This is a genomic window from Pseudomonas sp. M20, from assembly GCF_045037865.1.
Lineage (GTDB): Bacteria > Pseudomonadota > Gammaproteobacteria > Pseudomonadales > Pseudomonadaceae > Aquipseudomonas.
On sequence record NZ_CP173611.1, the window covers coordinates 3,366,301 to 3,378,681 of the forward strand.

At 62.2% G+C, this 12,381-nt stretch carries 12 protein-coding genes; all 12 read right to left on the reverse strand.

Annotated features, from left to right (window positions below):
• Position 1 precedes the first annotated feature (1 nt).
• Positions 2-1,849: a secretin N-terminal domain-containing protein gene (locus tag ACI514_RS14945; RefSeq protein ID WP_160057227.1), complete on the reverse strand. Its 1,848-nt coding sequence runs from the start codon at positions 1,847-1,849 to the stop codon at positions 2-4.
• Positions 1,846-2,358, reverse strand: a complete 513-nt coding sequence (locus tag ACI514_RS14950) for a hypothetical protein (protein WP_095047573.1) — start codon at positions 2,356-2,358, stop codon at positions 1,846-1,848. The genes ACI514_RS14945 and ACI514_RS14950 overlap by 4 nt, the downstream gene beginning before the upstream one ends.
• Entirely contained in the window at positions 2,358-2,906 is a 549-nt protein-coding gene (locus ACI514_RS14955) for a GspMb/PilO family protein (protein ID WP_160057226.1), read from the reverse strand. Before ACI514_RS14955 ends, ACI514_RS14950 begins: the two co-directional genes overlap by 1 nt.
• Entirely contained in the window at positions 2,893-3,438 is a 546-nt protein-coding gene (locus ACI514_RS14960; RefSeq protein WP_160057225.1) for a PilN domain-containing protein, read from the reverse strand. The genes ACI514_RS14955 and ACI514_RS14960 overlap by 14 nt, the downstream gene beginning before the upstream one ends.
• Position 3,439: 1 nt before the next feature.
• A complete protein-coding gene (locus ACI514_RS14965) occupies positions 3,440-4,243 on the reverse strand; it encodes a hypothetical protein (RefSeq protein ID WP_160057224.1) in 804 nt (267 codons plus the stop codon).
• Positions 4,224-5,930, reverse strand: a complete 1,707-nt coding sequence (locus tag ACI514_RS14970) for a GspE/PulE family protein (RefSeq protein ID WP_405121938.1) — start codon at positions 5,928-5,930, stop codon at positions 4,224-4,226. The genes ACI514_RS14965 and ACI514_RS14970 overlap by 20 nt, the downstream gene beginning before the upstream one ends.
• A gap of 81 nt (positions 5,931-6,011) precedes the next feature.
• Positions 6,012-6,542, reverse strand: coding sequence for a response regulator (locus ACI514_RS14975; protein WP_405121939.1), 531 nt, complete (start codon positions 6,540-6,542; stop codon positions 6,012-6,014).
• A 219-nt stretch (positions 6,543-6,761) separates the two neighbouring features.
• Positions 6,762-7,523 (reverse strand): SurA N-terminal domain-containing protein, encoded by a 762-nt coding sequence (locus ACI514_RS14980; RefSeq protein ID WP_405121940.1) that lies wholly within the window; start codon positions 7,521-7,523, stop codon positions 6,762-6,764.
• Positions 7,524-7,538: 15 nt separating this feature from the next.
• Entirely contained in the window at positions 7,539-9,089 is a 1,551-nt protein-coding gene (locus ACI514_RS14985; protein WP_405121941.1) for an ABC transporter substrate-binding protein, read from the reverse strand.
• A gap of 9 nt (positions 9,090-9,098) precedes the next feature.
• A complete protein-coding gene (locus tag ACI514_RS14990; protein WP_007919362.1) occupies positions 9,099-9,719 on the reverse strand; it encodes an SCO family protein in 621 nt (206 codons plus the stop codon).
• Positions 9,716-10,366, reverse strand: a complete 651-nt coding sequence (locus ACI514_RS14995) for an SCO family protein (RefSeq protein WP_405121942.1) — start codon at positions 10,364-10,366, stop codon at positions 9,716-9,718. The genes ACI514_RS14990 and ACI514_RS14995 overlap by 4 nt, the downstream gene beginning before the upstream one ends.
• A gap of 14 nt (positions 10,367-10,380) precedes the next feature.
• Positions 10,381-12,303, reverse strand: coding sequence for a YncE family protein (locus ACI514_RS15000; protein WP_405121943.1), 1,923 nt, complete (start codon positions 12,301-12,303; stop codon positions 10,381-10,383).
• Positions 12,304-12,381 lie beyond the last annotated feature (78 nt).

A 12,381-nucleotide genomic window follows, 5' to 3' on the forward strand; every position in this document is an offset into this window, starting at 1 on the left:
ATCAAGGCTTCTCGACAGTGACGCGGGTGGTGGCCACGGCCGATTCACCGACTGCACGCGGCTGCGCGGCAGGCGATGGCATCACGTAACTCTGCGAACGATCCGGTGCCTGGATGTGCATGCTGGTTTCAGTGCCGGTGGAGAACTCCATGTCCGACGGGCTCTGGTACGGCAAGTTGCGCACGATCCGTGGGGTGATCGACAGCACCAGTTCGGATTTGCCGACGGTGTCCTTGTTGCTGCCGAACAAGCGGCCAATCCCGGGAATGTCGCCGAGGCCGGGAATCTTGTTGCCGGTGGCGCCGTGGTCGTTGCGCATCAGGCCGGCGAGGATCTGCGTTTCGCCGTCATGCAGGCGCAGCGAGGTTTGTGCGTTGCGGGTGTCGACCTGCACCGGGATCGTGCCCTGACGGGTCGGCTCCAGCGGCGTCGCATTACTGACTTCGAGGGCAATCTTGATCGCCACTTCGTTGTTCAGGTGCACGGTCGGTTGCACTTCGAGCTTCAGACCGACGTCGAGGTAAGTGACGCTTTCAGTGATCACCGGGCCTTGCGTCGACGGCACCGACGTGGCGCTGATGATCGGCACGCGCTGACCGATGTGGATCCGTGCCTGCTCGCGGTTGCTGACGCGAATCACCGGGCTGGCCAGGGTGTTGATGTCGTTGTCCTGGGCGTTGATCTTGGCTTGCGGTGACGGTGAAATCGAAATCCGGCTGGAGTTGATGCCTTTCAGTTGATCAAGCAGGGTCACCGCCGAACCGTCGCTGTTGACCACGCCGAAGGTGTTCGGCCATTGCAGGCCGAGGTCGAGAATGCGCTGGGTGGCGACTTCCATCACTTCCACTTCGAGCACCACTTCCGGGTTGGACTGGTCTTGCGACTGCAGAAGTTTTTCGGCCATGCGCACGGCGTCTTCGGTGTCGCGCATGGTCAGGGTGTTGAGGCGTTCATCAACGAACACGTCGCGGGTCTTGAGCATGGTTTTGACCATGTTCAGCGCGGTGTTGGCGTCGATGCTGGTCAAGTAGAAGGTGCGCATCACCAATTCCTGGTAATCCTTCACTTTCTGCGGCGAGTCCGGGTAGATCAGCAAGGTGTTTTCGTTCACCACTTTCTGGTGCAACTGGTTCTGTTGCAGCAGCAGGGTCACCGCATCTTCGATGCGCACGTCACGCACGAAGATCGTGGCTTTCATGTCCGGGCGCAGGTCTTTGTCGAAAATGAAATTGAGCCCGGCGACCTGCGACAGCACCTCGAAAATGGTCTTGAGGTTGGCGTCGCGAAATTCCAAAGTCACTGGCCGATCTAGCTTGGTGCGCAGTTGCGGATAGGCAATCACGTTGCGGCTCTGCACCAGACGAATGTTGCCTTGCAGCTCCAGCGCACCCTCGTTGTTCGGGTCGAGTTCGAGGATCTGTTTGACCTGGCGATCAGCGCCGTAGATGTCGCCGCGACGCAGGTCGCCACGGGCCAGTTCCAGTTTTTCGTCCATGCTGCGCAGGTAATCCATCTGCTTCAGGGCATCCTGAGCGCGGCGGTTGTTCGGCTCGATGGTCAGCGCGCGGTTGTAGGCCACCCGTGCCGAAGCAAAGTCGCGGCGCGAACGGTCAGTGTCGCCAGTCGTCAGCAACGCCGTGATCGCCTTGGCCCGACCGCTGTTGAGCAACAGATGCAGTTCGGTGTCCCGTGGGTTTTCGCGCAGGCCTTCTTCGATTCGGGCCAGACCCGCCTCGTACTGACCCTGTTCAATCAGGTCGGCGGCCTCCTTGTTCGCCACTTGTGCAGAACTGCACGCGGCCAGCCCGGCGCACAGGCCCAGGCTCATCAGCAAACGGCAACGGTTCATTGCGTACTCCCCACAGACAGGGTCTGCGACAAATGCAAGGGCAGGTAGACCAGACTCAGTTCCAGATCGGAAATGCCGGTGATCTTCCAGGTGTCGTCGATCACATCCCCGTTGCGCACGACGTAGATCTTTTCGCCGTTCTGCAAAAACACTTGCAGGTCGCTGCGGTCATGCAGCCTGCCGACGAACTGAAACGGCACCGGTGGCAGGCTCGGGGCTTGCACCACTGTTGCTGGATTGATGGCCATTTCGGTGACCGTGGCCAGGGTTGGCGCGGCCTTCCAGGATTTGGCCGCGAACAGGTCGCCGGCCGGGCTCAGGTCCTTGATCGGGGCGTCTTTAGCCTTGGCGGTGCTGGCCGGCAGCGCGCCTCGGGTCTTCCCCGGCGTAGCGACAGCCACTTCGTTCGAGTCGGCGTCTTCGCTCGGCGAGAAATATTCCGGCAACCACGCCAGCGCGGCCGCTACGCCGAAGAACGCCAACCAACCTGTCACGCGTTTGGTATTCATCACGACCTCGACAGGTAAAGGGTCATACGGATCCGGCCATTGAGGTCGGTGTCGCCAATCTTCTTGCGTTGCAACTCGAGGTCTTCCACCACCACCGCCGGCAACTGACCGAGCAAGGCATGCAGAAAGCGGCGCAGTTGCGGGTAGCTGCCGCGCACTGGCAGGAGGATCTGATAGCGCGCCAGATGGGTTTTAGGGTCGACGCCGAGGGCGTATTCGCCGCGAGCCAAGGTGATGTGCTCCTGGGCTGCGAGGGCGTAGATGCGGTCGATGGCGACGGTGGCTTGCGGCTGCGTCGGCAGTTTGTTGCGGAAGTCGTCGAGCTGACGCTGCGGCACCACCGGCGGCGCGATGCTGCCGTCTTCAACCTTGGCCAGATACGAGGTGGCTTCCTGAGTCTGTTGGCTGATGTGCTGCAACGATTGCCAGCCCGGCAGTAAACCGCCGAGTGCCCAAGCCACGGCGACCAGCAGCAGCGCCAGTCCGGCGAGGCCCGGAATGCCAAGGCCTTGCAGGTATTCGTGGACGATCAGTCTAGGGATTCGCATCGCCAATCTCCCAAGTCGCCGACAGGTTGAATTGCACCGGTTGTTCCGGCGATTTGACGACGATTTCATGGCTCAGCAGCGACACGTCGGACAGCTCGTCGCTGGCTTCCAGCCGTTTGTGGAAGTCGAGCATCGCTTGCAGATCCCGTGCTTCGGCGCTGATCCGTACCTGGCCTTTGCGCGCATCCGGGGTCAGGGTCAGCAGCGCGACGTCATCGCGCGGCATCGCTTCGAGCATGGCGAACAGGCGTTCCCACGGCCGGCGCAGTTGCTGCGAGACCTTGCGCATTTCGGCGAGGTTTGCCGCTTGCTCGCGGATTTGCGCCGGGCTCAGGGTTGACTTGGCGCCGCTGTCACCGTTGAGCTGACGCTGGGTGGTTTGCAGGTGGCCCTGTTGCTGTTCGGTGTGCGCGTCGAGGTGCTGTTGCACGCCGAAGCACAGCGCCGCCAACAACACACCGCCGCCAAGCAGGCTCCAACCCAACGGGCCGGAACGGGGACGCGGTTGAAAATCCAGATTCAGGGCGCGCATATCAGGCCACCGCCCGGGACATGACGTACAAGCCGTCACGCACGTTCATCGAGGCGTCTTCAAGGGTGCGCAGTTGCACCCCCGCCACGTCCGGATGCGCATCGAGGCGCGCCGGGGCATGCAGATAAACGTTGAAGGCGCGTTCACTGGTCGAGGCTTGCAGCTGCCGCTCGCGACCGATCAGGGCATTCAACGCGCCATCGCTGTCGCTGCCGCCCACTGAGCGCACACCGGCCCAGCGCCCTTCCCTCGCCAGCAACAACACGCTGCGTTGCGGCTCGGCGACGACGAAGAGGAAGTCGCCGGCATCGAGGCTTTTGTCGAAGCGGTTGAACGCCGTCATCAGGTACGGCTGCACCGAGCGCAGGCGCAAACCGCGACCGTTGACCAGCGCGCGCAGACGTTCAAGCAAGTCTTGCGGCAAGGCGCTGGCAATGCGGTCGTAACCGGCAGGCTCGGCGGACAGCACCAGACTCCAGGCTTGGCTTGGCGCTCCGAACAGGTCTTCGAAACACAGTTGGGCGAAACCACGCAGTTCTTCAGGGCTGCTGATCTGCGCGCTCCACGGCACCAGGCAGAAGCGGCTGAAGTGCCCGGAGATGACCACACTCAATTCGGCACCGGCGCGAGCGTGTTCACCGAGCAGGCGATCGAGGGTATCCAGCGCCACCGCGTAGCTCTGGAAGCCTTCGTCGATGTAACCGACGCTGCCCAGCCACAGGGTGTCGCTGCCACGCCGCTGACCGAGGCCAACACCGCTGGCGCCGAGCACGGCGACAAAACGCTCACGAGATAAAAGTGACACGATTGATCTCCTCCAGCGTGGTGCGACCTTGTTCCACCAGTTCCAGCGCCGATTCACGCAGCAGGCGCAAACCTCGGGCACAGGCCAGGGCTTTGATTTGTTTGATCGGTTGGCGCTCGACGATCATCTGGCGCAGCTCGTCGTCGAGGTGCAGCAGTTCGGCAATCGCCGTGCGCCCGCGGTAACCGCTGCCCCGGCAGTGGCCGCAGCCCTTGCCATGAACGAAGTGGTAATGGTCGACTTTCTGTGGATCGAGGCCTGAGGCGCGCAGCTCTTCATCGCTTGGATTGACCGGCGCGCTGCAACTGGCGCAGACCAGACGGATCAGGCGCTGGGCAAGGATCGCGTTGAGCGCCGAGACCAGGCTATAGGGGTCGATTTCCATTTGGGTGAAGCGGCCAATCACGTCAAAGACGTTGTTGGCGTGGATGGTGGTGAACACCAGGTGACCGGTGAGTGCCGACTGCACGGCGATCTGCGCGGTGTCCGGGTCACGGATCTCGCCGACCATGATCTTGTCCGGGTCGTGGCGCAGGATCGAGCGCAGGCCTCGGGCGAAGGTCAGGCCTTTTTTCTCGTTGACCGGGATTTGCAGTACCCCCGGCAATTGATATTCGACCGGGTCTTCGATGGTGATGATCTTGTCCACGCCGTGGTTGATCTCGGTGATCATCGCGTACAGCGTGGTGGTCTTGCCGCTGCCGGTCGGGCCGGTGACCAGGACCATGCCGTAGGGTTCAGCGGCGAGGCGGCGCAACTGGCGCAGGGTTTCGTCTTCAAAGCCCAGCGCCTGCAATTGCACGCCGCAGACTTTGTCGGCGAGATCCTGTTTGTCGAGCACACGCAGCACCGCGTCTTCGCCAAAAATGCTCGGCATGATCGACACGCGAAAGTCGATCTGACGGCCACTGATGCCGATCTTGAAGCGTCCGTCCTGCGGCACACGCTTCTCGCCGATGTCCAGTTCAGCCATGACCTTGACCCGCGAGATCACCTGTTCGGCGAACTCGTTGCCCTGGACTTTGCTGATGTTGTTGAGCACGCCGTCGATACGGTACTTGATTACCAGACCGTGGCCGGTGGTGCCGAGGTGAATGTCGCTGGCGTGCATTTTCAGCGCGTCGTAGAGGGTCGAGTTGACCAGTTTCACCACGCTGCTGGCGTCTTCGCTGATGCTGGTCAGCGACAGGCTTTGCAGGGTGTCGATTTCGCTGTGAGTGTCGCCCTGGGCGTTCAGCGATTCGACGGCGTGGAAGCTTTCTTCGTGGCGGGCCAGATAGGCCTTGAGGTCATCGGCGTGCACCAGATGCAGCGGCGCGCCATGCAGGCAATCGTCGATCCAGGCCAGCCGCGCCGGGTCGAAAGGGTCGGCGAACACGCCAATGACTTCGTCGTTGTGGCGCAGCAGGATGAATTCACGTTTAAGGCATTGTGCGAGGGTGACGCGGTCGAACACCGGCGTCGCTTGAAACAGGCTGTCGGTGTCGAGCACCGGGTAATGCAGGGTAGCGCCGAGGGTGTGAATGAACCGCATCGGCGCCAATTCACAGAGTACGCCAAGGGCTTCAAGCACGCGTTCGCCGGAGGTGGCGGCCCGCGCCCGGGCCTGAGCAAGCTGTTCACTGGAAAAGCGCGCGGGGGCGCTTTCGGCCAACAGCGGTTCGACGACAACGGACAGACGTTCCATAGCTTGCTCTCCAACCGGGGCTTAGAGCCCTGTCGGCGCGGCAAACCTTGGCGGCAAGTGCCGGAACGTCTGTTCGCGCCATTACTCCCCGGTGAGCATTTGATCGTCGTCCGGTGCCATGGCGTGCAACTGTCGTCGCCGATCCGCCAACACCCAACTGCCATCGTACAACTGCAACGGGAAGCTCTCGGTCCTGCTCTGGCGTCGTTCGACGAAACCCTCGGAAGGGTTTGCACCGGGTTTCGCTTCGCGCTTGAACCCCAGAAGGTCGCAGACAGCTCGGGCCAGTTCCGCCAAAGGAAACGGTTTGAACAGGATGTGGCTGACCCCCAGTTGCCGCGCCCGCTCACAGACTTCAGCGGTCGGGTGACCCGTTATCAGCACAAAATGGCACGTCCTGTTCTGGCGGACCGCGTCGAGCACCTCAAAGCCTTCCATATCGGGCAAGCGGTAATCGAACACCAGCACGTCGGGGGCAAAGGTTTCGGCCAGGCCGATCGCCGTCGCTCCGTCATGTGCAATCCGGACGTCCAGCCCCTGCGCCGACAGATAATCCTGAAGGTTCTGTGCAAGCAGCTGTTCGTCTTCGACAACCAGTACTTTGTTAACCAAGGTCGACTCCTTGAAACAGCAGGTCCGATGACCCCGCCCTGAGAGTGCGCCTTACCATCGGTAACGCACACTTCATGCCAGGCTGAGTGCCGGTAATTTTACGTCTTCATGTCCTTGAATTTAATGACAATGCCCGCTCGTCCCGGTACCCCGTTCCCCAGAAACGGGGAAGCACCTGAACGGGCATCGAAGCCATTCCCCACTATTGGGGGGGAACCTTCAGTCGTCGTCAATTCGTTCGATCCTGTTCTGCACCCGTAATTGCGCGAGCACTTGGCGACGAGCCTGGGTCTGTTGCTGTCGGGCGAGCTGTGCCCTGACTGTGTCCAGCCCCTGCAAATCTGGGACATCGGCGGCCTCCAAGTGGTTCGGCAAATAAATCACATGCCAGCCAAACGGTGAACGCACCGGTTCGCTGGCGAAACTCGCCCCGCTGACAATCGAGGCGCGCATTTGCAACAAGCGTAGACGCGCTGCGGCGACTGTGGCTGTATCCGCTTGCGCGGGCACACGGATCAGCAGGTGGCGTGGTTGCAAGGTATTGGCGCGAATCAGTTCGGCGAACATCTGCTGCGCCGCCAGTTCGCGGCGGGTGTACTCGGTGAAGGATGCCTCATCGAAACCGGCGTCCTGCAAGCGCCGGACGAATTTATCCGCGCCGCCGATGGCCATGCGGGTTTGCTCGATTTGCTCGCGCACCACTTGATCGTCAATCTGCACACCGCGTTTTTGCGACTCCTGCCATAGCAGTTCTTTGTCGATCAACGTTTGCAGCGCTGCCTGACGCAGCTCTTTATAGGCCCTGGGGCTACGAATGCTCGCCACGGCGCGCCCCTGATCTTCCAGGTATTCGGCGAAGAAGCGCTCAAAGCGAAACCCGGAAATCTCCTCGCCGTTGACTCGCGCCACGGCCGGTTCGTTATTGGCCCACGCCAGCGGCAGCCAACAGGTCAGCAGCATTATCAGCGTTGTGAGCTTCATGATCGGGCCCTCCATTCAGGGGCTGGCAACAATCGGTTTATAAGGCGCGACCAGATAGAAACGCTGATCGGGCAAATCCACGGTGACCACGTGGGCGCCGCTCAAGCCCAAGCGTCGGCCTGGGCCGAAACTCAGGCGCGGGGTCAGGCCGGTGTCGAAGTCGTGCAGGCCTTCCAGCGCCGTCACCAGTTTTTCGCGGCTGGCGTCGCGGCCAGCCTGTTTCATGCCTTCGCTGAGCAGCAACATCGAGGCGTAAGCGCCGACTTGCAGCACGGCGTGCTGGGCGCCAAGGCCCTGGCCTTCGCGCAGCAGTGTCAGGGCCATGCGTCCGGTCTGGGTCCAGTCGCTGGGCACGAACGGATAGGCGAGAAACACCCGCCGGGTGAAGCCGTCGGGCACTTGCAGCAGATCGCCGGCCACTTGGCTTGAAGCGGCGAACAGATACGGCACTTGCCCGGCGCTTTGCAGGCGCGTCGCCAGACGACTGAAACCGCCGCCATTGCCCAGATAAAACACTGATCGCGAGCCCAGCGGCAGTGCATCCGCTGCTGGGTCGTAGGCTTGCAGATGGACGTTCTGCCAGCCGTGATCCTGCAAGTACTGGCCGAGGTTTTGCGCGGCCAGCGTTTGTGCAGGGTCATCGGGATAGGCAATCAGCGTCGGCCCTTGCAGCACGCGCAAACTCACCGTGGCATAGTCGGCCAGGGCGATCAGTTGCTCGCGCAGGCCGGGCAACGGTTCGAAAATCTGTGGACTGGTCTGCAGGGTGCCGAGGATCGACATCGGCCCGATCAGCGGCATGCCGGCCTGTTCCAGACGCGGCCCGAGTTCGCCGTCGAGGGCCGGCGCCAGCGGCGCGATCAGGGCAAACACTTGTTCCTGCTCGATCAAACGCTGCAATGCCTGCTCGGCACTGGCGCGATCCGGACCGGGATCGATCACCGTCAACCGCAACTGGCGGCCGTGAATGCCACCGGCCTGATTGATCCGCGCGACACTGCCGTTGAGTACGGCTGCTACTGTCGCGCCCTCCTCGGCCAAAGGGCCTTGGCTGGGCAGCAAGGTGCCCAGGTGCAGGGTCTCGGCATCGAGGCCCGGGTCGCGCTCATCGGCCAGACGCTTGAGGTACGCGGTGAGATTGCGCTGATCCTTCATCGACAGCAGAAAGCGCGGCATGCTCGGGTCGAGGCGATTGTGGCCGGGGTCGCGGCCCTGCTCGATGACAGTCGCCAGACTGCTTTCGGTGTACGCCGGATAGCTGCGCCCGTTGACCTGTTGCTGACCGTAGGTGCTGGTCAGTCGCGCCCAGTTCAGGGGCGGCGGACGCACCCCGCCTTCCGGTCGCCCGAGGCCATCGGCGCCGTGGCAATTGGCGCACGGCAGGCTGGTTGCCGGCAGCAACATATCCGCCGCGCCAACCCGCGCCATGATCGCTTCGCCGCTGGCCGACAGACCCTGGCGGTACAGGCGCTTGCCTGCCGCTTCCTCCGAAGTCAGCGGCGCAGCACTCGCGCCAAGGCTGACGCCAGCGAGCAGGATCAGGGCGAGTACATCGCTCAGGTTCATGGCGCGGACTCAGCGGCCAGCCACGGGCATTGTCAGCAACTGCAAGCGCTGGGCAATGGCGGCAGCCGGGGCGTCGGGGCGGATTTTGCTCCAGCGTTTATTGGCGACATCGCCGACGATCAACTGTGTGGAATGCTGTTCGGGAGTCGGCACGATCTGGCCGATGCGGCTCAATACCAGGTCCATCTGCGCCTTGTCGCCGGTAAGAAAAAGCCAATGAGGGTCATCGGAACCCTGCTTCAAGGTGTAAGCCTTGAGCACCGCCGGCGTGTCGCGCAGCGGGTCACTGGTAAGGGAAATAAAAGTGATGTCTTGAGCCTTGTCGCCCAGCAGCTCGCGGACCTCCTTGAGCTTTTGGGTGATCAGCGGGCAGGCATCGTTGCAACTGGTGAAGATCACGTTGAGCAGGACTATGCGGTTTTGCAGTGCGTCGCTGTAGAAGCGCAGGGTTTCACCGTTCTGATCCTGCAACGGCGTGTCGGTGAACCAGGTTTTTGCGTCGTGAGTGCCTTTGGCCGGCGCGGCAGCCACAGCGGCTGGCGGCTCAGAGACGTGGCCTTCGTGAGCGAACGCGACGTTACCGAGAATCCAGAAGCACACGGTCAGGGAGATCCAGTCGAGCAGTCTCATGGCTGTTGCTCCATGGCGATGGCGGTGTGTTTGGCGTGGGTGCGCAGGCCGCTGAGTTTTTCCACTTCCTTGGCCAGCAGCGCCGGATCAGTGAAGCCGTAGTAGCGCATCCAGTGGCGGCTGTCGCCGTCGCCGACGAGGATCAGCGGTTGATGACTTTTCAGGTCGCCACTGAAACTGCCAAGGCCCTTGAGGGTTTCATTGATCGACTGCGGCGAGCCGGTCAGCCAGCTCCAGCCCGGCCCGCTCTGGAAGGTACGGGCATAATCCTGCAGGCGTTTCGGGTCGTCGCGCTGCGGGTCGATGCTGATTGAGACCAACTGCACTTCTTCGCCGACCCGCGCGCCGAGCTGCTTCTGCACCTTGCCCATGATCGACGAGACCACCGGGCACACCGTGGTGCAACTGGTGTAGATAAAGCTCATGACGACGATTTTGCCCTGCACCAGGTCTTGTTCGAGGCGTACGGTTTTACCGTTCTGGTCGAGCAACGGCACATTGGCGAATTTCACCTGGGCATGTTCCTGGGTGTTGCTGGCCGGGGCTTTGTGACCGGCGTGTTCGTCGGCCGAGTGGACCTGGGCTTGTTGGATGCCGAGGCTCAACAGGCACAGGGTCAACAGGCCAGCGGATGCAAATCGGTTCATGTCGAAACTCCTCTTCAACGGGCCTGGCCGGGGGCGACCCGAACACTGGCAAAGGTCTTGTCATCGAAACCGGCACCCAGCGACGCCGCACGCACATGCAGATACCAGGCGCCGCTGCGGTCGAGGGTGATTGGCGCTTCGTATACGCCATCGGCGACTTCCAGCGCCGCCACTTCGCGGGGGTGCGAGGTGGGCGCGAGGTAGTAGCGCAGTTGCACGTCTTTGACGCCGCTGCGCTGGGTTTTGTCTTTGCCTTGGACGATGCGGAAACGCACGACGTAAGGGTCGTTGAGTGCCACGGCAGTCTTGTCGAGGAGGAACTCGACTTTCGGCTGGCCGAGGTGTTTTTGCGGTTTGCCGTCAGGATCAATCTGCGCGGTAAAGCAGTGAATGATGTTCGGCTGGTTGAGCAGGAACGCCACGTCGAAGCGCCCTGCTGCCGGCAGTTTCACCCGGGCGCTGTAGAGCCCCGGCGAGACTTCGCGCAGGCTGCGATCAATAACCATGGCGGCGCGGGCGATCTGGCCACGGTTGGGGTAACCGGACATCGGCGCGTTCATGCCTTCGGCGTAGAAATAGGTGGTGTTGTCGACCGGATTGACCACGAACACCGCGTTGTCGTCACGCGACACCGCGAGGCTTGAGGCCAGCGGCAAATCCCCGGCCAGGCGCGGCGCTTGCGGGCCGGCCTCGAAGCCTTGACTGATCGGTTGGCGGCCCTCTCCGAGGGAGGACAGGTTGATCATGGTGACTTTTGGTGAAGCGAGTCCGCGGATATAGGCGTAGGCCTGGGTAAACACCACTTGGTAGGGTTCGGCGCTGACGTCGAGGTCGTGGATCGCGCTGTTGGTGGAGGCGTCGATAACCGTGGCGCGGTTTTCCACGGTGTTGAGCACTACACCGAAGCGGCCGTCGGCGCTGAAGCCCATCGGGCCGAGGCCTTGTTGCAGTTTGATCACCCGGCGGATGGCGTGGGTGCTGGCGTCGATCACGCTCACGGTGCCGTCCTTGCCATCGGCCACGTAGACCGCGCCGGACAGCGGCGAATAGGCGACTGACAACGGATGGGAGCCGGTCTTGATCTGCTGGACGATGGTCAGGCTGGCGATGTCGATCACGCTGACGGTGCCGTCGTCGCGATTGCTGACGAAGGCGTAGCGGCTGTCTTTGCTGAAGCTGATTTCGTGGTGGCCGCGTCCGGTATTCAGATGTTTGAGGGCTTTTAGGCTTTGCGTGTCGATCACCGTCACGCCGGAGTCCTCGGCTTTGCTCGCGTTGTTGCCGACCCACAGTAGACGTTCATCGGGTTGCAGCGCCACGCGCACCGGTTGGCTGCCGGCCTTGATCGAATCGAGAACCTTGAATTGCTCGCTGTCGATAACGGCCACTTCGCCGGCGGTCGGCATCGAGACGAACACGCGTTTGTTGTCTTTGGGCGTGACCCAATCCATCGGCGGTTGTTTGAGTTCGATCCGTGCGAGGGTGCTGGTGATGCCGCCGACCGAGACCGACGGATCGACCACGGCGATGCTGGCGTCACGGTTCATCACCAGCAGGAAATAGCTGTTGAGGTCGAGTAACGGCCGCGCGCCGATGTTGGATTTGAGGAACACGCCGACCCGGGCTTTGCAGCTCTGGTCGCGGCCCTGGGCCTGATCGGCGGCGAGGGTCTGCGGATCGACCCAGGCGCCCGGCGCCACGCCCGACAGAGCCTGGCCGGAGGCGCTGTCAGTGACGCGGAACTGCACATCGGCGAATTCGCCTTCGCGCAGCTTGCCGTCGACGGCCAGTGGCTTGAGGTTGAAGTCCACCGCCACTCCGTCACGATTGAGCGTCTGATCGCCAGCGGTTTGCGCCAGCGCAATCTCACTCAGCGTCAGCACCGCCCCGGCCATGGCCAGCGAGCAAATACCAATGATGTTGATGATCCTGTTCATCTAACTCTCCCCTACCTCTTCACCTGGCAAAACACCGTCCCCCATGTGGGAGCGAGCCTGCTCGCGAAAGCGTCTTCA